We start from the raw sequence: 19,420 nt of genomic DNA, 5'->3' as shown, positions 1-19,420 counted from the left end.
GGGTGCGACAATCATGCCCATGATGACCACTCGCCAAGACATGCTGCAGGCGTTCGACGCCTTGCTGCAGCCCGAACGCTTCAAGGACTACGGACCCAACGGCCTGCAGGTCGAAGGCAAGGGCGAGATTCGTCGCATCGTCAGCGGTGTGACGGCCAGTCGCGCCTTGATCGAGGCGGCGATTGAGGCCGGGGCCGATGCCGTCTTCGTGCACCACGGTCTGTTCTGGCGCGGCATGGATGGTCGCATCACGGGCTGGCTCAAGGAGCGCATCCGTCTGCTGCTGGCGCATGACATCAATCTGTTTGCCTATCACCTGCCGCTGGATGCCCATGCCGAACTGGGTAATAACGCGCAACTGGGTGCCAGGCTCGGCGTGCGGGGCCAGGCGGCCTTTGGCGAGCAGAACCTGGGCTGGCTGGCCGATGTGGACTTTGCCGATGCCGCCGCCCTGGCAGGGCATGTGCAAAGCGTGCTGGGGCGCAAGGTGACGCTGGCCGGTGCGCAAGAGCACAAGCCGATCCGCAGGCTGGCCTGGTGCACCGGAGGGGCGCAGGGCTTTTTCGAGTCCGCGATTGCCGCCGGCGCCGATGCCTATATCACCGGCGAGATCTCCGAGCCCCAGATGCATCTGGCACGCGAGATGGGCGTGAGCTTCATCGCTGCCGGCCATCATGCGACCGAGCGCTACGGCGCGCCGGCCGTGGCGGCCCATGTAGCCCAGGAGTGCGGGCTGGAGCACCGCTTCATCGATATCGACAACCCGGCCTGATCCGCCTCCGCCTTTCACTTTGATGACTGCAAGCACTTTGGAACAGGGGGCTTGCGGCAACTCTGATGCCTATGTCCGTCATTGCTTCAACCCAAACCATCGCCATCACCCAAGGCGACTGCGCAGGCATAGGGCCTGAAATCATCGCCAAGGCCTTCCGGGCTGCGCCGCAGGCCATGCGTGGCTGTTTTGTGGTGGGCGAGTTGCAGACTCTGCGCCGAGCCACGGCGCTGGCAGCTCGGGCCGCCGACGGCGATCAGGCCATCGCCCAGCCCGTGGTGGTGATCGATGAGCCGGGCGAAGCCTGGTCTGTTCCGGAGGGTGCTGTTGCACTGCTGAACCTGCCGGGGCTGGCGGGGCCTCAGCCCTATGGTCGGATTTGCGCGGCTGCTGGGCAGGCCGCGGCGCAATGCGTGGTCTGGGCCGCGCAGGCGGCTTTGCGTGGCGAGATTGCCGCCATGGTTACGGCGCCCTTGCATAAAGAGGCACTGCATCTGGCCGGCGTGACGTTCCCCGGGCATACGGAGCTGCTGCAGGCCGAGGCGGCCGCCCATGCGGGCGTTTCGCTGGAGCAGATGCCGGTGCGTATGATGCTGGCCAATGACGAGTTGCGCACCGTGCTGGTCAGCATCCATGTCTCGCTGCGCGAGGCCATCGAGGCCGTGACCGGGTCGCAGATTCTGCAGACCTTGCGCATCACGCATCAGGCGCTGGGCAGGAACCTGGGGCGTAGGCCTCGCATTGCCGTGGCAGGGCTCAATCCGCATGCGGGCGAGGGCGGCATCTTCGGACGTGAAGAAATCGAAATCATTGCCCCGGCGATCGCGGCAGCGCAGGCCGAAGGCATGAATGTGCAGGGACCGTTTGCGCCGGACACGGTCTTCATGCGGGCGCGAAATACGCCAGCCCACCCGGGTGAATTCGATGTGGTGTTGGCGATGTACCACGACCAAGGGTTGATCCCAGTCAAATATTTGGGTGTGGAAAAAGGCGTCAATGTGACCCTGGGTTTGCCGTTGGTACGCACCAGTCCCGATCATGGCACGGCCTTTGATATTGCCGGTCAGGGCGTGGCCGATGAGGCCAGCCTGCTTGAAGCCGTGCATATGGCCCGTAGCCTGGCGAGTTGATGGGACTTCAACTGCAGGTTCACCAGTCGTCAATGCTTCAGGCATCCAAGCGTTTGCCGGATGGATTCATGCATTGTGCTGGGTCGCGCCGAATGCTCGATGCCATGAAAAAAGCCTGCTGGAGGTCAGCAGGCTTTTCTTCACTGGGCTGAACGCTCTCAGGCCTTGCGATTGAGGCTGTCGCGGATCTCGCGCAGCAGCTGAATGTCTTCAGGCGTAGCGGGCGCTTGCTCCGGTGCAGGCGGAGCCTCGCGTTTGAGGCGGTTTATCTGTTTGACCATCATGAAAATGATGAAGGCCAGAATCACGAAGTTCACCGCAACCGTGATGAAGTTGCCATAGGCAAATACGGGAATGCCGGCTTTTTTCAGTGCATCCAGAGTGCGTGGAACTCCTTCGGGCATGGTGCCCAGAACGACGAACAGGTTGGAAAAATCCAGCTTGCCAAAGAACAGGCCCACCAGAGGCATGATGAGGTCGTTGACCACGGAATCAACGATTTTCCCGAACGCGCCGCCGATGATCACGCCCACGGCAAGATCCATGACGTTTCCCTTGATTGCGAACTCGCGGAATTCTTGCATCATGCCCATAAGCAGTTCCAGTCACTAAGAGTTTGAGATAGCGCAGTATTGCGTGACTTTGGCGGTTGTCAACGTCGGACTGGGGCTGGAATAACCATAACCCCACCGCTAGAATTTGCAGTTGACCCCAAATCAAGCGATGTACTTCGAGGAAATCCATGAGTGACTCTCCAGTCGACTCCAGCAAGCGCACGTGGATCATCACGTCAGCATGTGCTGGTGCCGTGGGCGGTGTGGCAACGGCCGTCCCTTTCGTGAGCTCCTTCCAGCCTTCTGAAAAAGCCAAAGCAGCAGGCGCTGCGGTAGAGGTGGATATCTCCAATCTCAAGGATGGTGAGAAGCTCACCGTCGAGTGGCGTGGCAAGCCGGTGTGGATCATCAAGCGCACACCCGAGCAGCTCAAGGACTTGCCCGGCCTCGATGGCGAACTGGCAGACCCGACCTCGGCGCGTCATCCCGAAGAGTTCACTCCTCCCTATGCACGCAATGAAGCGCGCTCCATCAAGCCTGAAATCCTGGTGGTCGTGGGCATCTGCACGCATCTGGGCTGCTCTCCCACCGACAAGTTCGTCGCCGGGCCTCAGCCTTCGCTGCCTGCAGACTGGAAGGGCGGTTTCCTGTGCCCATGCCATGGCTCCACCTTTGACATGGCCGGCCGGGTGTTCAAGAACAAGCCAGCGCCGGACAACCTGCAAGTGCCGCCACATATGTATCTGTCCGACACCAAGCTGCTGATTGGTGAAGACACCAAGGCAGCCTGAGGGAGACAAGAACAATGGCTCACGAATTCAAGCAAATCGACCCGAACTCCACAACCGGAGCGAAGGCCATGAACTGGCTGGAGAACCGGTTTCCGACGGCATTCGATGCGTACCGCGTCCATATGTCGGAGTACTACGCTCCCAAGAACTTCAACTTCTGGTACATCTTCGGCTCGCTGGCGCTGCTGGTGCTGGTGATCCAGATTGTCACCGGCATCTTCCTGGTGATGCACTACAAGCCCGATGCCGAAAAGGCGTTTGCTTCGGTGGAATACATCATGCGTGATGTGCCCTGGGGCTGGCTGATCCGCTACATGCACTCCACGGGCGCCTCGGCGTTCTTTGTGGTGGTCTATCTGCATATGTTCCGCGGTCTTCTGTACGGTTCTTACCGCAAACCGCGTGAGCTGGTCTGGATCTTCGGCTGCGCCATCTTCCTGGTACTGATGGCCGAAGCCTTCATGGGCTATCTGCTGCCCTGGGGCCAGATGTCGTACTGGGGCGCCCAGGTGATCGTGAACCTGTTCTCCGCCATCCCCTTTGTCGGTCCCGATCTGGCTCTGCTGATCCGTGGCGACTATGTGGTGGGCGATGCGACTCTGAACCGCTTCTTCAGCTTCCACGTGATCGCCGTGCCTCTGGTGCTGCTGGGTCTGGTGGTTGCGCATTTGCTGGCGCTGCACGACGTGGGCTCCAACAATCCCGACGGTATCGAGATCAAGGGCCCGAACGCGCCCAAGGATGAAAAGGGCCGCCCTCTGGATGGCGTGCCCTTCCACCCTTATTACACGGTGCATGACATCTTTGGCGTGACGGTGTTCCTGTTCCTGTTCTCGGCCGTGGTGTTCTTTGCGCCCGAGTTCGGCGGCTACTTCCTGGAGTACAACAACTTCATTCCTGCCGACCCGCTCAAGACGCCCAATCACATTGCCCCTGTCTGGTATTTCACGCCCTTCTATTCGATGTTGCGTGCCATCACCAGCGAGATGATGTATGTGCTGATCGCCTGCGTGGTGCTGGGTGCCGGCTACGGCATTCTCAAGTCGCGTCTGCCCGGTTTTGCCAAGGGTGCCGTCGCCATCGTGGCCCTGGGTGCCATCGCCATGATGCTGTCCATCGATGCCAAGTTCTGGGGCGTGGTCGTCATGGGTGGTGCGGTCATCATCCTGTTTGCCCTGCCCTGGCTCGATTGCAGCCCGGTCAAGTCGATCCGCTATCGTCCCAGCTGGCACAAATATGTGTATGCAGTGTTTGTGGTGAACTTCGTCGTCCTGGCCTATCTGGGGGTGCAGCCTCCGTCGCCGGTGGGCGAGAAGGTGTCGCAGGTCGGCACGCTGTTCTACTTCGGCTTCTTCCTGCTCATGCCCTGGTGGAGCCGCTTGGGTGAAACCAAGCCCGTGCCCGAGCGTGTCACCTTCAAGCCTCACTGAAGCAGGAGAGAACAAGAATGAAGAAACTGATTCTGACCCTGGTTGCAGCCCTGGGTATTGCCGGTGCAGCGCAAGCTTCTGAAGGCGGCATCCACTGGGACAAGGCGCCAGTCAACACCAGCGACACGGCATCCCTGCAAAATGGTGCCAAGATCTTTGTCAACTACTGCCTGAGCTGCCACTCCGCTGCCTTCATGCGTTTCAATCGCTTGAAGGACATCGGTCTGACCGATCAGGACATCAAGGACAATCTGTTGTTCACCACCGACAAGGTGGGTGAGACCATGAAGGCAGCCATCAATCCCAAGGAAGCCAAGGAGTGGTTCGGTGCCAACCCTCCCGACCTGACCGTGATCGCGCGCTCGCGTGCCGGCTCGGGCGGCTCGGGCGCTGATTACCTGTATACCTTCTTGCGTACTTTCTACAGGGATGACACCAAGGCCACGGGCTGGAATAATCTTGCCTTTCCCAGCGTAGGCATGCCGCATGCGCTGTGGGAGCTGCAGGGTGAGCGTCGCGCCATCTTCGAAGAGCATGACGACCATGGAACTAAGACCCAGGTCTTCAAGGGTTGGGAGCAGGTGTCTCCTGGCAAGATGAGCGCAGTGCAGTACGATCAGGCAGTTGGCGATCTGGTGAATTACCTGCAATGGATGGGGGAGCCGGCTCAGAACACCCGAACCCGTATCGGGGTGGGCGTGTTGATTTTCCTGGCCTTCTTCATCTTTATCGCTTGGCGCCTGAATGCCGCGTTCTGGAAAGACGTGAAATAGGCTTTGCCGCCGTGCAGAAGTTGTCTGCAGCCAAACCGTGTTAGTGCAGAGTGGGGTGCCGTGGGCAACCCACTCTTTTTGATTTTTAGGAGTCTCCACCATGATGGTGCTTTATTCGGGAACGACTTGCCCCTTCTCACACCGCTGCCGCTTTGTGCTGTTTGAAAAAGGCATGGATTTCGAGATCCGCGATGTGGACTTGTTCAGCAAGCCCGAAGAAATCGCCGTGATGAACCCCTATGGTCAAGTGCCAATCCTGGTCGAGCGCGACCTGATTCTGTACGAGTCCAACATCATCAACGAGTACATCGATGAGCGCTTTCCCCATCCCCAGCTGATGCCTGGCGACCCTGTGGACCGTGCCCGTGTGCGCCTGTTCCTGCTGAACTTCGAAAAGGAACTGTTCGTGCACGTGAGCGCTCTGGAAGAGCGCAACGTCAAGGGCAATGAAAAGGCTCTGGAGAAGGCTCGTGCCCATATCCGTGACCGCCTGACCCAGATGGCGCCCATCTTCCTGAAGAACAAGTACATCATGGGCGAGAACTTCTCCATGCTGGATGTGGCCATTGCTCCCCTGCTGTGGCGCCTGGACTATTACGGCATCGAGCTGTCCAAGAATGCTGCCCCTCTGCTCAAGTATGCCGAGCGCATTTTCTCGCGCCCCGCTTACATTGAAGCACTGACTCCCTCTGAAAAGGTCATGCGCAAGTAATTGCACATGAGCGCAGAGCGGGCATGTTGAAGGGCTTTCCTTCATCTGCCCGCTTTTTTGTCTTTGCAATCTTCTGGATTTGATTCGTCAGGAAATGAGATGACAGCCCCTGAAACGACTTCAACCCGTCCGTATCTGCTGCGGGCATTGTTTGAATGGTGTACCGACAATGGTTTGACGCCGCATATTGCCGTGCGCGTGGATCGCAGCACCCAGGTGCCCATGGAGTTTGTGCGTGATGGCCAGATCGTGCTCAACATCAGCTATGACGCGACCAGCGGCCTGCTGATCGGCAATGAGTATGTTGAATTCAAAGCACGCTTTGGTGGCCAGCCACGGGAAATCATGGTGCCTGTGGCGAACGTCATGGCCATCTATGCCCGCGAGACCGGACAGGGCATGGCCTTCCCGCCCGAGGAGGACGAAGTCCCCGAGGACGATGATGCGCCATCGATGGAGGATGCCGAGCCCGACATGGAGTCGGATGAGGAGTCCTCGGCCGAGCGTGTGGTGCAACTGGTTCCCGTCAAGGCGGAAGCAGAAGCTTTCGGCGAAGATGATGCTCCTCGTACGCCGCCACCCGCAGGTGGTCGTCCGGCGCTCAAGCGTGTGAAGTAGTCCGGCCAGTGTTTTTGCCGGCAGATCGGGAAATTTCAGGATTCTTCTTTTGGGGCTGAATTTCTACGTTAGAATTCAGTCTTCGCCGGTTTAGCTCAGTTGGTAGAGCACCCGCCTTGTAAGCGGTAGGTCGTCAGTTCGAATCCGACAACCGGCACCAAACAAATAGGTCTCTTCGGAGGCCTTTTTTGTTTTTCTGCCTCTAAAAAGGTCTTGTCAGGCCTGAACCTTGATGCGGATGCTGTTGACAGCCCAGCCTTTGGTGCGCAGATGAGCCGCCATGGCCGGCAGCAATTGGCGCACTTTGGCCGCAGCAGCGTTGTTTTTCACAATCAGGCACCAGCCGTCTTCATCAATGGGGCCGGCTTGCAAGCTGGCGCGCAGCATGGGCGGAACCAGGGGTAAAACGGCTTTGAGCCGGTTGCTGGAGTCCTGAGTCAGTGCTGCCAGGCGCGCCAATGTGGGAGAAGACTCCATGGCATTGATGGCAGTTACGGCGTGATGGCGGCGAACAATGGTCATGCGAGCGGCAAACAGTTGGGCAAGGGCAAGCCCGAGCTTAGCTCAGCCGGGAATGAATGCCGCAGTGCCGGCTATTTGCGCGCGCGGTGCAATCCCATACGTGCTCTGGAGTGGCGAAAAGCCAAGGCAGGCTTGCGCGGTTAGAATCATTTTTTGGTCCTGTCCCTGTTTGGGGTGCGTCAGGAGGTTTTTTCACCCATTTCGGGTGTGGCTCTTGACTGCCGCAGGGACGGCCCCATCTGAAGACCAACAATCAAGGGATTCTGGACACATTGCTTTGCGCAACAGGCAAAAAAGCAATGTGCCTTCGCACGCATGGCCACCAATTTCCTCACCAAACTGTTCGGCAGCCGCAATGACCGGTTGCTCAAGCAATACCGTAAAACAGTCGCTCGCATCAATGCGATGGAGCCTGAGTACGAAAAGCTCAGCGATGAGGCATTGCGCGCCAAGACGCAGGAGTTCAAGGACCGCGTTGCCAAGGGCGAGGCGCTGGACGAGTTGTTGCCCGAAGCCTTTGCCGTAGTGCGTGAAGGCTCCAAGCGCGTCATGAAGATGCGTCACTTCGACGTGCAGATGCTGGGCGCCATGGCGCTGCATTACGGCAAGATTGCCGAAATGCGCACCGGAGAAGGCAAGACGCTGACCGCGACGCTGCCCGTGTACCTCAATGCCCTGTCGGGCGAGGGCGTGCATGTCGTGACCGTCAATGATTACCTGGCCAATCGCGATGCCACGACCATGGCTCGCCTCTACAACTTCCTCGGCCTGTCGGTGGGCATCAACCTGCCCAATCTGTCGCGCGAACAAAAGCAGCAGGCATACAACTCCGACATCACCTACGGCACGAACAACGAATACGGCTTCGACTACCTGCGTGACAACATGGTGTACGAGCCCGGCGACCGCGTGCAGCGCGTGCTGAACTACGCCATCGTCGACGAGGTGGACTCCATCCTGATCGACGAGGCGCGTACTCCGCTGATCATCTCCGGTCCGGCCGAAGATCACACGGCCATGTACGTGGCCATGAACCAGATCGTGCCGAATCTGGTGCGTCAGGAGGGCGAAGCCGATCCCCGTACGGGTGAAGGCGTGACCAAGCCCGGCGATTTCACGGTCGATGAGAAATCCCATCAGGTCTACCTGACCGATCAAGGCTATGAAGCGGCCGAGCGCCTGCTGGCCCATGCCGGCCTGATCGCCGAAGGCTCGTCCCTGTACGACCCCTCCAACATCTCTCTGGTGCATCATCTGTACGCCGCGCTGCGTGCCAATCAGCTGTATTTCCGCGACCAGCACTATGTGGTGCAGAACGACGAAATCGTGATCGTGGACGAGTTCACCGGCCGTCTGATGGCCGGCCGTCGCTGGAGCGATGGCCTGCACCAGGCCGTGGAAGCCAAGGAGGGTGTGGCCATCCAGGCCGAGAACCAGACCATGGCCTCGATCACCTTCCAGAACTACTTCCGTCTGTACAAGAAGCTGTCGGGCATGACCGGTACGGCCGACACCGAGGCCTACGAATTTCAGGAAATCTATGGCCTGGAAACCGTGGTGGTGCCGCCCAACAAGCCCAGCAAGCGCCAGGACCAGCTCGATCGCGTCTACAAGACCACCAAGGAAAAGTACGACGCGGCGATCAAGGACATCCGCGAGTGCTACGAGCGCGGCCAGCCCGTGCTGGTCGGCACGACCTCGATCGAAAACTCCGAAATCATCGACCAGTTGCTGACGCGCGAAAAGCTGCCCCATCAGGTGCTCAACGCCAAGCAGCATGAGCGCGAGGCCGACATCATTGCCCAGGCGGGCAGCGAAGGCATGATCACCATCGCCACCAATATGGCCGGCCGTGGTACCGACATCGTGCTGGGCGGCAATATCGACAAGCAGCTCAAGGCCATCGAGAGCAACGAGGCGCTCAGCGAGACCGAGCGCCAGCAGCAGATCGAGCAGCTGCGTGCCGACTGGCAAGTGGCTCACGACAAGATCGTGGCACTGGGCGGTCTGCGCATCATCGCCACCGAGCGTCATGAATCGCGCCGTATCGACAACCAGCTGCGTGGCCGCTCGGGCCGCCAGGGCGACCCCGGCTCTTCGCGCTTCTATCTGAGTCTGGACGACCAGTTGATGCGCATCTTCGCGGGCGACCGAGTCAAGGCCATCATGGACCGCCTGAAGATGCCCGAAGGCGAAGCCATCGAGGCCGGCATCGTGACCCGCTCCATCGAGTCGGCGCAGCGCAAGGTCGAAGCACGCAACTTCGACATGCGCAAGCAACTGCTCGAATATGACGACGTGGCCAACGACCAGCGCAAGGTGATCTACCAGCAGCGCAACGACATTCTGGATTCCACAGACCTGAATGGCATGCTGGCCGCGATGCGCGAGGACGTGATCACCGATCTGGTGCGTCAGTACGTGCCGGCCGAGTCCATGGAAGAGCAGTGGGATGTGCCCGGCCTGGAGAAGGCGCTGGCCAGCGAATGGCAGATCGATCTTTCCTTGCAGCAGGACGTGGCGGGTTCCGAATCCATCACCGACGAAGACATTCTGGAGAAGGTCGTCAAGGCGGCCCACGATCTGTTCGACGCCAAGGTGGCCATGATCGGCCAGGAGAACTTCACGCAATTCCAGCGTGCCGTGCTGCTGCAGAGCTTCGACACCAACTGGCGCGACCACCTGGCCGCGCTGGACTATCTGCGCCAGGGCATTCACCTGCGCGGCTATGCCCAGAAGCAGCCCAAGCAGGAATACAAGCGCGAGGCTTTCGAGCTGTTCCGCCAGCTGATCGATCAGGTCAAGACCGAAGTCACCCGCGTGCTGATGACGGTCCAGGTCCGCTCGCGCGAAGAGATGGACGAAGCCGCCGTCGCCATGAACGAGCGCGGTGCGCAGAGCCTGGAGCACATGAGCTATGCCTCCCCGTCGGAAACCGAAGGCATGAGCATCGAGGACGACGTGATGCTGGCCGAGCCTCTGGCCATGCCCGAAGGCGTGCATGTGGGCCGCAACGACCCTTGCCCTTGCGGTAGCGGCAAGAAGTTCAAGCTTTGCCACGGCAAGCTGTCCTGACCCCCTGAGGCGCTTCGCGCCTTGCTCCAAGGGGAACTCACGGCCCAGCCGTGAGGATGGCTTCTCAAGCTGCATTTACAACACGGGCATTGGCCCGTGTTTGCATTTGTGCGTTGGCTTTTTACTCGGGCAATGCCAGTAAAGCCTGAGGCCGGCTTGATTGTTCCGATAATGGGGAACGTTTTAACTTTCGACCCCTAGGCTGCTGCACGGGGCGCGCTCTTGGCCGGAGACATCGAGCAAGAGCCGCCTCGCGGCGAAGATGTCGTCCCCCTCAGGGGGAAGCCGCGCAGCGGCTCAGGGGGAGGCTTTTCTCAGGAACATACAGAAATGTCCGTGAATCTTTCCGCTCCCGTCGCCGCTGATCTGCTGGCGATCAATGGCGTTCGCATTGGCGTTACCGAAGCCAGCGTGCGCAAGGCCAATCGCAAGGACCTGACGGTGTTCCTGCTCGACGAAGGCGCCTCGGTGGCCGGCGTGTTCACCCAGAACCGTTTCTGCGCCGCTCCCGTGCAGATCTGCCGCGAGCATCTGGCGGTCGGCACCGGCATCCGCGCCATGGTCGTCAACACCGGCAATGCCAATGCAGGCACCGGCGCCGCCGGTCTGGCCAATGCCCGCGCCACCTGCGCGGCTCTGGCCAAGGAGCTGGATCTGAACGCAGGCCAGATCCTGCCTTTTTCCACTGGCGTGATCATGGAAGAGCTGCCCGTTGACCGCATCGTGGCGGGCATGCCCAAGGCCATTGCTGCTGCCAAGGCGGATAACTGGGCCACGGCTGCCGAAGGCATCATGACCACCGACACCTTGCCCAAGGCTTTCAGCCGCAGCGTCAGCATTGGCGGCAAGACGGTTGCCATCACAGGCATCAGCAAGGGCGCTGGCATGATCCGTCCCAATATGGCGACCATGCTGGGCTTTCTGGCTACCGATGCGGCGATCGCACCCGAGCTGCTGCAGCCCCTGGTCAAGGAGCTGGCCGACGGCTCCTTCAACCGCGTGACCATTGATGGCGACACCTCCACCAATGACTCGTTCGTGCTGATCGCCACCCACAAGGCAGGCAACGCCCAGATCAAGGAGCTCTCCAGCGCCGAAGGCGAGCAGCTCAAGGCCGCATTGCTGGAAGTGGCACAAAAGCTCGCGCAGGCCATTGTTCGCGATGGCGAGGGCGCCACCAAGTTCATCAGCGTCAAGGTCGAGGGTGGCAAGAATGAGGAAGAGTGCCGTCTGGTTGCTTACTCCATTGCCCACTCGCCCCTGGTCAAGACGGCCTTTTTTGCTTCCGACCCCAATCTGGGTCGCATCCTGGCCGCTGTGGGCTATGCCGGCATTGCCGACCTGGACCAGACCAAGATCGATCTGTACCTGGACGATGTGCATGTGGTGGTCGACGGCGGCCGCAATCCTTCCTACAAGGAAGAAGACGGTCAGCGCGTGATGAAGCAGCAGGAGATCGTGGTGCGCGTGGTGCTGGGTCGTGGCGATGCCGCGCAAACGGTATGGACCTGCGATCTGAGTCACGAATATGTGACGATCAACGCTGATTACCGGTCGTAATTGAGCACCCCCTGAGGCGCGTTGCCTAGGCGGTTCCGCCTGGGCAACGCGCCTTCCCCCTCTCTCGATGCGTTGCATCGGGAGGGGGACGATACCTTCGCTGCGAGGCGGCTCATGCTCGGTATCTCTGGCTTGAGCCGCGCCAGCCTCATGCCTCGCAGGCGACTGCGTGTGCTTCAATTTCAGGAGCTTCTTGCGCTTGTCTATATTGAGTTTTGATTGCTTTTCATTCTGAAATCAAGATTAGGCAAGCGCTGAAAGCTATAAAAACAGATGGAGATTCGATCGTGCAAGATGTGATGAACCCTTTGGAGCGCCTGGTCGAGCGTGCTGAGCAATTGATGCAGCGCATCGAGTCCGTGCTGCCCCAGCCCCTGCAGGCACCCGCCGACTGGGATGCGGCGATTGCCTGGCGCTACCGCAAGCGCGCCAACGGCTGCGGCGTGCTGGAGCCGGTGCGCCATGTGGGCGCCATGCAGTTGTCCGATCTGCAGAACATCGACGTGCAAAAGGAAAAGATTGCGCGCAATACCGAGCAGTTCGTCAGCGATCGCACGGCCAACAACGTGTTGCTGACGGGGGCGCGCGGCACGGGCAAGTCCTCGCTGATCCGTGCCTGCCTGCACAGCTTTGCGCCCCAGGGCCTGCGTCTGATTGAGGTGGACAAGGCCGATCTGACCGATCTGCCCGACATCGTCGACGTGGTCGCCGGCCGCAGCGAGAAATTCATCATCTATTGCGACGATCTGAGCTTTGAAGAGGGCGAGCCAGGCTATAAGGCCATGAAATCCATGCTGGATGGCTCGGTTTCCGCAGCCACGCCGAATGTGCTGGTCTATGCCACCAGCAATCGCCGCCATCTGTTGCCCGAGTACATGACGGACAACCTGGCACAGCAAAAAAGCGAGAACGGCGAGATCCATCCCGGCGAGGTGGTGGAGGAAAAAATATCGCTGTCCGAGCGCTTCGGCCTCTGGGTGAGCTTCTACCCCTTCAGCCAGGACGAGTATCTGCGCGTGGTGGCGCAGTGGCTGTCTGCGCTGGGCATGGACCAGGCCACCATCGAGGCGGCCAGGCCCGAAGCCCTGGTCTGGGCGCTGGAGCGCGGCTCGCGCAGCGGTCGTGTGGCCCACCAGTTCGCGCGCGACTACGCGGGCCGCAACGAGCGCCCCGTGACGGTCAAGAAGCGCATTGAAGATGTGGACGGTCTGGCTGAAGAAGCAGACCTGGAATGAAGAAAGAGTTTTGTGGAAGTGACTGCTGAAACACAGGCGCAGCGCAAGCACACGGAAGTGGCCGTGGGCGTGCTGTTGCGCGAATCCGATGGGGCGCTGCTGATTTCAAGCCGCCCTGCAGGCAAGCCGTATGCAGGCTACTGGGAGTTTCCTGGCGGCAAGCTGGAGGCAGGCGAGAGCGTGGAGCAGGCTTTGCGCCGCGAGCTGATCGAAGAGCTGGGCGTGACCATTGGCCAGGCCCATGCCTGGAAGGTGACCGAGCATGACTACCCGCATGCGCTGGTGCGTCTGCATTGGTGCAAGGTGACGGAATGGACGGGCGAGTTCGAGATGCGCGAGGGCCAGCAAATGGCCTGGCAGCAGTTGCCGCTCGATGTGCACCCCGTCCTGCCCGGTGCCTATCCCGTGCTGCAATGGCTGAGCGAGGAGCGCGGCCTGGTCTTTGATCAAAGCCATTACGAGGCGCAGCAGCCTCTGGTCTGAAGCGGTATGCTCTGAAATAAAGAGCGCCTTGCTCTGGTTGAATCTCGATTTTCTTGGTCAATCAAGCTGAAATCAAGACATTCCATGCGCAAGGCGCTCTTGTTTTTTGCTGCCTTGCTTAGTTTTCCGTGCGTGGATCACCAAACGGCGCATCTTCGGGAGGTGTCTGAGCCGGGACGCGGAACTCTTCATTGCCCCAGGCGCCCAGGTCGATATTGCGGCAACGCTCGCTGCAGAAGGGGCGGAATTTGTTGCTGGGCAAAAAAACGCTGGGGCCGCCGCAGGTCGGGCATTTCACCATGGTGGGGGATTGCTTGTCAGTGCTCATGGCGTAGATGTATCACAGCTGGAAAACACGGGTGGCCGACCCTGAAAGCCATTGAGCCGCAATGTGCGGCTCAATCGGGACGAGAAGACTGCCGGGGACTTATGCGCAGAGCGTGAGCTCGAAAGTGGCGTCGTCATTGCTGGGCTGGGGCTTGCTGCCATGGGCCAGCTTGAGCAGGCGCACCGACACCAACAGGCGGTTGCCGCTGATTTCCGGCACCAGATTCAGATGCGGCTCTATGCGCAGGCGCAGCAGCTGGAAGCTGCGGCCGGCCGGCATGGCCTGCTGGAACACGCCTTGCTCGGCCACCACGCGCTGGGGAATGCCGGTTTCGCGCAGCAGCTGCAGGATCAGCTCAAGCGCCTGACCCAGCGGGGTCAGCTCGCCGGCCCAGTCTTCGAGGTCGCGCTGGCGGTAGCGCGGATCGAGGTTCTGCCAGGCGTGATAGGCCGGCAGGTCAAAGCTGCAGGTGCCGCCGGGTATGCCCACACGGCTGCGTATGGACATCAGCCATTCGTTTTCGGTCAGCGCCTGGCCGGTCTTGCCGGTCTGTGCATTGATGGTGGCAAAGCAGCTCTCCACCTGGCGCGCCACCTGGTGCAGCATGTGCTGGGAAATATCGGGGTTGTCGCGCAACACGTCCAGCAGATGCTTCTGGCGCTCCAGGTCCTTGATGACGTCGGCCCGCAGATCGCTGCGCGAAGCCACATCCATGATCTCGAAGATGGTGATCAGGGCGAAATGATGATCGACCGAATGCGCGCGGGTCAGCAGCTCGCGCAGACGGCGATACAGCTGCTCAAGACGCAGATAAGTTCTCAGACGCTCGTTAAATGGATATTCGTACAGGATCACGTTTGCTGGGCTCCTCGGGGTGCACAGGAATCAGCGGTCAACGTGCACATGCGGCGATCACACGCACAGGCCAAGCCATGGTCTGCATCATAGCCCGAACCATGCAGCGATTTGATCGGTATATGCGTGGAGAGTTTCGATTGTGACCCCGTCATCGTTATAGATGACCCAGTCGGCCGTGGCCAGACGCTGGGCACGCGTGGCCTGGGCGTCGATGATGGCCTGCACGGCCTCGCGTGTGAGAGCGCTGCGTGCCATGACGCGCTCTGTCTGAGTGCTTTCGCGGCAGTCCACGACCAGCACGCCATCCAGGCGTGTTCGCCAGTGGCCGGACTCGACCAGCAGCGGAATGTCGTGCACGATGAGTTTGCTGCCCGCAGCCACGGCTGCTTCATGCTGCTGCCGGGTCTGCTCGGCGATCAGGGGGTGGAGAATGGCTTCCAGGCGCTGGCGCGCGGACGGATCGGCGAAGACCAGCTCGCGCATGCGGGCGCGGTTGAGGGCGCCCTGTGCGTCGATCAGATCGGCACTAAAAGCCTGAGCGATGAGGGGCAGGGCCATGCCGCCGCTTGCCGTCAGGCTGCGCGAGATATGGTCGGCATCGATCAGCGTTGCGCCGCATGCCTGCAGCCTGGCTGCAACCGTGCTTTTGCCGCTGCCGATGCCGCCCGTCAGCCCCAGTCTGAATGGTGAGCGCTCAGGTGCGACTTTCATGGCTTACAGGCCTGCAAAGCTGAGCACCGCCTGCGGGCCCCAGATCAGGCTGACGAAACCGCCGCCGGCAAGAAAAGGGCCGAATGGCACATAGCCGCCTTCGCGCAGCTTGCTGTTGATCTTGAGCGCAATGCCGATGACGGCGCCCACGACCGATGCCATGAGAATGATGGGCACCAGTGCCTGCCAGCCAAACCAGGCACCGAGTGCGGCAAACAGCTTGAAGTCGCCGTAGCCCATGCCTTCCTTGCCCGTTGCCAGCTTGAAGGCCCAGAAGATCAGCCATAGCGACATATAGCCTGCGACGGCGCCCCACAGCGATTGTTGCAGAGGCACGCTGGTCCACTGCAGCGCGGAGGCGATCAGGCCGGCCCAGAGCAGGGGCAGAGTGATGGAGTCCGGCAAGAACGTGGTGTCCCAGTCTATCAGTGCAAGCGCCAGCAGCGCCGCGCTGAAGCCGCACCAGGCAAAGCCGGTGGCGGTCAGGCCGTCGCGGCCCAGGCAGAAGGCAAACAGCGCGGCGCAGACCAGTTCAACCACAGGGTAGCGCAGGCTGATGGGCGTTTTGCACTCGGCGCAGCGTCCGCGCAGAAACAGATAGCTGAGCACGGGAATGTTCTCGTACCAGGCGATCTGATGGCCGCAATGCGGGCAGCGCGAACGAGGCTGGCTCAGCGTGATAGCGGGCTTGGCCGGCGGCAGCTCGATTCTGGCGCCCTTGTCCTTTTGTTCCTCGGCCCATTGCGCACCTTCGGCATGCCATTCCTGCTCCATCATCAGAGGCAGGCGGTGGATCACCACATTCAGAAAGCTGCCGATCAGCAAGCCCAGCACGCCGCCGGCAGCGGCATTCAACACCAGTTCGGAAATCATCAGACCACTTGACCCAGCTTGAAGATAGGCAGATACATGGACACCACGATGCCGCCGATCAAGGTGCCCAGGAAGACGATGATGATGGGCTCCATCAGGCTGGAGAGGCCCGCCACCATTTCGTCGACTTCGCTTTCATAGAAATCGGCTGCCTTGCCCAGCATATGGTCGATGGCGCCCGATTCCTCGCCGATGGCACACATCTGCAGCACCATGGAAGGGAAGATATTGGCATTGGCCATGGCCACGGTCAGGCTGGTGCCCGTGGAGACTTCCGACTGAATCCTGTCGGTGGCGTTTTTGTAGAGGTAGTTGCCCGAGGCGCCTCCCACGGAGTCCAGCGCCTCGACCAGCGGCACGCCGGCGGCAAACATGGTGGACAGCGTACGTGTCCAGCGGGCCACGCAGGACTTCTCGATCAGCACGCCGAAGATGGGCAGCTTGAGTATGGTGCGGTCCATGAACTGCTGTACGCGCTCGTTGCGCTTCCAGGCCTGCATGAAGAAATAGATGCCGCCGCCCAGCACGCCGAAGATCAGCCACCAGTACTGGACAAAGTAATCGCTGATGCCCATCACCAGCAGCGTGGGCGCGGGCAGGTCGGCTCCAAAGGAGGTGAAGACCTCCTTGAAGGCCGGGATCACGAAGATCATGATCACGGTCACCACGACGAAGGCCACGATCATGACCGATGTGGGGTACATCAGCGCCGACTTGATCTTGGACTTGATGGCTTCCGTCTTTTCCATATAGGTGGCAAGACGGTCCAGCAACGATTCCAGAATACCTGCGGCCTCGCCGGCCTCCACCAGATTGCAGTAGAGGCTGTTGAAATAGAGCGGAAACTTGCGAAAGGCGGCGCTCAGCGAAGTGCCGGTTTCCACATCGGAGCGGATGTCGTTGAGCAGCTTGGTGACGTTGGGGTTGGTGTTGCCCCGGCCCACGATGTCGAAAGACTGCAGCAGCGGCACGCCGGCCTTCATCATGGTGGCCAGCTGGCGCGTGAACAGCGCAATGTCCTTGGGCTTGATCTTCTTGCCGCCGCGGGTCCTGCGCTTCTTGATCTTGGACGGAGTCACGCCCTGGCGGCGCAGCATGGCCTGGATCTGGTTTTCTCCGCCGGCACGAGTCTCGCCGCGAACGATCTTGCCGTTGCGGTCCTTGCCTTCCCACTCGAAGAGAAATTCCTTGATTCCCTTGGACGCTGCGCTTGCCATGGCGTTCCCTCACTGATACTGGTTTTATTCGTTGGTGACCGCCAGCACTTCTTCGAGTGAGGTCAGACCCAGCTTGACTTTATGCAGGCCCGAGCCGCGCAGAGAGCGTACTCCTTCGGCCTTGGCCTGTGCGGCAATCTCCAGGGCGCTGCCGTCACGCAGGATGATGCGCTGAATCTCTTCGCTGATGGGCATCACCTGATAAATACCGACACGTCCCTTGTAGCCGTTGTTGCAGGCAGGGCAGCCGACAGGCTTGTAGCTGACCCAGCTGCCGTCGAGTTCGGCTTCGTCGTAGCCGGCATCGATCAGGGCGTCGTGCGGTATGTCGGCGGGCTCCTTGCACTGCGCACACAGGCGTCGCGCCAGACGCTGGGCGGTGATCAGAATCACGCTGGAGGCAATATTGAAAGGGGCGATGCCCATATTGCGCATGCGCGTCAGCGTGGTCGGAGCGTCATTGGTGTGCAGCGTGGACAGCACCAGGTGCCCGGTCTGGGCAGCCTTGATCGAGATGTCGGCGGTTTCCAGGTCGCGGATTTCACCGACCATGATGATGTCCGGATCCTGGCGCAGAAAGGACTTGAGCGCAGCAGCAAAGGTCAGGCCGGCCTTCTCGTTCACATTCACCTGGTTGACGCCGGGCATGTTGATTTCGGAAGGGTCTTCGGCAGTGGCAATGTTCACGCCCGGCTGGTTGAGCAGGTTCAGGCAGGTATAGAGCGACACGGTCTTGCCCGAGCCCGTGGGGCCGGTGACCAGAATCATGCCGTAGGGGCGGTTGATGGCCTTGAGCAGGCGCTCTTTCTCCTCGGGCTCGTAGCCCAGGGCATCGATGCCCATCTTGGCCGAGCTCGGGTCCAGAATACGGATCACGATCTTTTCGCCAAACAGCGTGGGCAAGGTGCTGACACGAAAGTCGATGACGCGATCGGGGCCGACCTTGAGCTTCATGCGGCCGTCTTGCGGAACGCGTTTCTCCGAGATGTCCAGGCGCGAGATCACCTTGATGCGCGAAGCCAGCTTGTCCTTGATCGCGATAGGAGGAGAGGCAATCTCGCGCAGCTCGCCGTCGATACGAAAGCGCACGCGGTAATTGTGTTCGTAGGGCTCGAAGTGCAAGTCGGACGCGCGCATATTGAAGGCGTCCAGCAGCATCTTGTGCAGAAACTTGACGACCGGCGCATCCTCGACCTCGGCGCCGACGGCATTGTCTTTTTCCTCGGGGGCATCCTCGATCTTGACGTCGTCAAAGTCGAAGTCTCCAGAACTGGAATAGGTGTCCAGGGATTCGCTGACGCTCTTGCCGGTCTGCTCGACGAGCTTTTGCAGCTTGTCGGCCTCGACAACCACCCAGTCCACCAGCAACTGAGTTGTGAATTTGATCTGTTCGGCAGCTTCCTGCTGAGTAGGGTCTGCCGTGGCGATGGTGAGCCGATTGCCGCGCTTGCTGAGTGCCAGCACGCGATAGGCGTTGCTGATTTTCGGGTCCAGCAGCTCGCGCGGAAGTTGCTGGACGTCGATGGCGTTGAGGTCCAGCAGCGGAGTGCTGAACATCATGGAAATGGTTTCGGCAATTTCCAGTGCGCTGATTTCACCAGACTGGCTGAGCTCGGTGATGAACGGGGTCTTGCCTGTGGCGGCTTTCTTGGCTGCGTTCTCGGCGGCTTGCTGCGAAACCTTTCCTGCAGAAATCAGGGCCCTGCCTAAACCTGGGATGGCAATGGGCGCAGGAGTGTTCTTTTGCAGAGTGTCGGCAGCAGCCATGTATCCAAGTC

19 protein-coding genes and 1 tRNA gene are annotated in these 19,420 nt (G+C 60.4%); 12 read left to right on the top strand and 8 right to left on the bottom strand.

All coding sequences use genetic code 11. The annotated features are described in order from the left end of the window. The first annotated feature begins 13 nt into the window (after positions 1-13). Entirely contained in the window at positions 14-772 is a 759-nt protein-coding gene (locus tag EIC84_RS06895; RefSeq protein ID WP_003062164.1) for a Nif3-like dinuclear metal center hexameric protein, read from the top strand. Between the two features lie 71 nt (positions 773-843). Further along, positions 844-1,902 (top strand): 4-hydroxythreonine-4-phosphate dehydrogenase PdxA, encoded by a 1,059-nt coding sequence (gene pdxA, locus EIC84_RS06890; protein WP_080554090.1) that lies wholly within the window; start codon positions 844-846, stop codon positions 1,900-1,902. A gap of 158 nt (positions 1,903-2,060) precedes the next feature. Here pdxA and mscL read toward each other — a convergent pair whose 3' ends face one another. Then, complete coding sequence (gene mscL, locus EIC84_RS06885; RefSeq protein ID WP_003062168.1) at positions 2,061-2,495, bottom strand: large conductance mechanosensitive channel protein MscL; 435 nt, start codon at positions 2,493-2,495, stop codon at positions 2,061-2,063. A 149-nt stretch (positions 2,496-2,644) separates the two neighbouring features. On the opposite strand from mscL, the gene petA reads away from it, so the two are divergent. The 6 genes from petA to EIC84_RS06855 all read left to right on the top strand — a co-directional run bounded on the left by petA (position 2,645) and on the right by EIC84_RS06855 (position 6,940). Continuing rightward, positions 2,645-3,247 carry a ubiquinol-cytochrome c reductase iron-sulfur subunit gene (petA, locus tag EIC84_RS06880; RefSeq protein ID WP_003062170.1) on the top strand — a complete coding sequence of 201 codons (603 nt, stop codon included), beginning with the start codon at positions 2,645-2,647 and terminating at the stop codon, positions 3,245-3,247. Between the two features lie 14 nt (positions 3,248-3,261). Further along, positions 3,262-4,677 carry a cytochrome bc complex cytochrome b subunit gene (locus tag EIC84_RS06875; protein WP_003062172.1) on the top strand — a complete coding sequence of 472 codons (1,416 nt, stop codon included), beginning with the start codon at positions 3,262-3,264 and terminating at the stop codon, positions 4,675-4,677. A gap of 17 nt (positions 4,678-4,694) precedes the next feature. Further along, complete coding sequence (locus tag EIC84_RS06870; RefSeq protein ID WP_003062174.1) at positions 4,695-5,450, top strand: cytochrome c1; 756 nt, start codon at positions 4,695-4,697, stop codon at positions 5,448-5,450. 100 nt (positions 5,451-5,550) lie between these two features. Continuing rightward, complete coding sequence (locus EIC84_RS06865) at positions 5,551-6,162, top strand: glutathione S-transferase N-terminal domain-containing protein (RefSeq protein ID WP_003058564.1); 612 nt, start codon at positions 5,551-5,553, stop codon at positions 6,160-6,162. 99 nt (positions 6,163-6,261) lie between these two features. Further along, positions 6,262-6,780 (top strand): ClpXP protease specificity-enhancing factor, encoded by a 519-nt coding sequence (locus EIC84_RS06860; protein WP_003062176.1) that lies wholly within the window; start codon positions 6,262-6,264, stop codon positions 6,778-6,780. 84 nt (positions 6,781-6,864) lie between these two features. Beyond that, positions 6,865-6,940, top strand: a tRNA-Thr gene (locus EIC84_RS06855). Positions 6,941-6,996: 56 nt separating this feature from the next. Here the strand turns inward: EIC84_RS06855 and EIC84_RS06850 are convergent. Further along, positions 6,997-7,302 carry a hypothetical protein gene (locus tag EIC84_RS06850; protein ID WP_003062178.1) on the bottom strand — a complete coding sequence of 102 codons (306 nt, stop codon included), beginning with the start codon at positions 7,300-7,302 and terminating at the stop codon, positions 6,997-6,999. A 315-nt stretch (positions 7,303-7,617) separates the two neighbouring features. Here EIC84_RS06850 and secA point away from each other — a divergent pair, with 315 nt between their 5' ends. The 4 genes from secA to EIC84_RS06825 all read left to right on the top strand — a co-directional run bounded on the left by secA (position 7,618) and on the right by EIC84_RS06825 (position 13,655). Then, entirely contained in the window at positions 7,618-10,377 is a 2,760-nt protein-coding gene (secA, locus tag EIC84_RS06845; RefSeq protein ID WP_003062180.1) for a preprotein translocase subunit SecA, read from the top strand. Between the two features lie 330 nt (positions 10,378-10,707). Next, positions 10,708-11,937, top strand: coding sequence for a bifunctional glutamate N-acetyltransferase/amino-acid acetyltransferase ArgJ (gene argJ, locus EIC84_RS06840; protein WP_003062182.1), 1,230 nt, complete (start codon positions 10,708-10,710; stop codon positions 11,935-11,937). Positions 11,938-12,236: 299 nt separating this feature from the next. Next, the gene (locus EIC84_RS06830) at positions 12,237-13,172 is read left to right on the top strand and encodes an ATP-binding protein (RefSeq protein WP_003062184.1); all 936 of its coding nucleotides are present in this window, start codon (positions 12,237-12,239) and stop codon (positions 13,170-13,172) included. 12 nt (positions 13,173-13,184) lie between these two features. After that, complete coding sequence (locus tag EIC84_RS06825; protein WP_003062186.1) at positions 13,185-13,655, top strand: NUDIX domain-containing protein; 471 nt, start codon at positions 13,185-13,187, stop codon at positions 13,653-13,655. Between the two features lie 118 nt (positions 13,656-13,773). Here EIC84_RS06825 and EIC84_RS06820 read toward each other — a convergent pair whose 3' ends face one another. From EIC84_RS06820 to pilB, 6 genes are all read right to left on the bottom strand, one after another. After that, positions 13,774-13,983, bottom strand: a complete 210-nt coding sequence (locus tag EIC84_RS06820) for a DNA gyrase inhibitor YacG (RefSeq protein ID WP_034357520.1) — start codon at positions 13,981-13,983, stop codon at positions 13,774-13,776. 99 nt (positions 13,984-14,082) lie between these two features. After that, a complete protein-coding gene (gene zapD, locus EIC84_RS06815) occupies positions 14,083-14,838 on the bottom strand; it encodes a cell division protein ZapD (protein WP_003062189.1) in 756 nt (251 codons plus the stop codon). 87 nt (positions 14,839-14,925) lie between these two features. Beyond that, positions 14,926-15,552, bottom strand: coding sequence for a dephospho-CoA kinase (coaE, locus tag EIC84_RS06810; protein WP_003062191.1), 627 nt, complete (start codon positions 15,550-15,552; stop codon positions 14,926-14,928). 3 nt (positions 15,553-15,555) lie between these two features. Then, positions 15,556-16,425, bottom strand: coding sequence for an A24 family peptidase (locus EIC84_RS06805; protein ID WP_003062192.1), 870 nt, complete (start codon positions 16,423-16,425; stop codon positions 15,556-15,558). Next, positions 16,425-17,642, bottom strand: a complete 1,218-nt coding sequence (locus EIC84_RS06800) for a type II secretion system F family protein (RefSeq protein WP_003062193.1) — start codon at positions 17,640-17,642, stop codon at positions 16,425-16,427. The genes EIC84_RS06805 and EIC84_RS06800 overlap by 1 nt, the downstream gene beginning before the upstream one ends. Before the next feature lie 24 nt (positions 17,643-17,666). Beyond that, complete coding sequence (gene pilB / locus EIC84_RS06795) at positions 17,667-19,409, bottom strand: type IV-A pilus assembly ATPase PilB (RefSeq protein WP_003062195.1); 1,743 nt, start codon at positions 19,407-19,409, stop codon at positions 17,667-17,669. Positions 19,410-19,420 lie beyond the last annotated feature (11 nt).

Origin of the sequence: Comamonas sp. A23, assembly GCF_004522605.1 — a bacterium.
Taxonomy (GTDB): domain Bacteria; phylum Pseudomonadota; class Gammaproteobacteria; order Burkholderiales; family Burkholderiaceae_C; genus Comamonas; species Comamonas thiooxydans.
The sequence above is the reverse complement of the archived record's forward strand: the minus strand, read 5'-3'. Positions and strand labels throughout refer to the sequence as shown.

Bases quoted from the DNA above. Each gene is read 5' to 3' on its own strand.
- EIC84_RS06820 (WP_034357520.1), bottom strand. From the start codon at position 13,983: ATGAGCACTGACAAGCAATCCCCCACCATGGTGAAATGCCCGACCTGC.
- EIC84_RS06800 (WP_003062193.1), bottom strand. From the start codon at position 17,642: ATGGCAAGCGCAGCGTCCAAGGGAATCAAGGAATTTCTCTTCGAGTGG.
- EIC84_RS06870 (WP_003062174.1), top strand. From the start codon at position 4,695: ATGAAGAAACTGATTCTGACCCTGGTTGCAGCCCTGGGTATTGCCGGT.
- mscL (WP_003062168.1), bottom strand. From the start codon at position 2,495: ATGGGCATGATGCAAGAATTCCGCGAGTTCGCAATCAAGGGAAACGTC.
- pdxA (WP_080554090.1), top strand. From the start codon at position 844: ATGTCCGTCATTGCTTCAACCCAAACCATCGCCATCACCCAAGGCGAC.
- EIC84_RS06875 (WP_003062172.1), top strand. From the start codon at position 3,262: ATGGCTCACGAATTCAAGCAAATCGACCCGAACTCCACAACCGGAGCG.
- EIC84_RS06805 (WP_003062192.1), bottom strand. From the start codon at position 16,425: ATGATTTCCGAACTGGTGTTGAATGCCGCTGCCGGCGGCGTGCTGGGC.
- coaE (WP_003062191.1), bottom strand. From the start codon at position 15,552: ATGAAAGTCGCACCTGAGCGCTCACCATTCAGACTGGGGCTGACGGGC.
- pilB (WP_003062195.1), bottom strand. From the start codon at position 19,409: ATGGCTGCTGCCGACACTCTGCAAAAGAACACTCCTGCGCCCATTGCC.
- argJ (WP_003062182.1), top strand. From the start codon at position 10,708: ATGTCCGTGAATCTTTCCGCTCCCGTCGCCGCTGATCTGCTGGCGATC.
- EIC84_RS06860 (WP_003062176.1), top strand. From the start codon at position 6,262: ATGACAGCCCCTGAAACGACTTCAACCCGTCCGTATCTGCTGCGGGCA.
- EIC84_RS06895 (WP_003062164.1), top strand. From the start codon at position 14: ATGCCCATGATGACCACTCGCCAAGACATGCTGCAGGCGTTCGACGCC.
- secA (WP_003062180.1), top strand. From the start codon at position 7,618: ATGGCCACCAATTTCCTCACCAAACTGTTCGGCAGCCGCAATGACCGG.
- petA (WP_003062170.1), top strand. From the start codon at position 2,645: ATGAGTGACTCTCCAGTCGACTCCAGCAAGCGCACGTGGATCATCACG.
- EIC84_RS06865 (WP_003058564.1), top strand. From the start codon at position 5,551: ATGATGGTGCTTTATTCGGGAACGACTTGCCCCTTCTCACACCGCTGC.
- EIC84_RS06830 (WP_003062184.1), top strand. From the start codon at position 12,237: ATGAACCCTTTGGAGCGCCTGGTCGAGCGTGCTGAGCAATTGATGCAG.
- EIC84_RS06850 (WP_003062178.1), bottom strand. From the start codon at position 7,302: ATGACCATTGTTCGCCGCCATCACGCCGTAACTGCCATCAATGCCATG.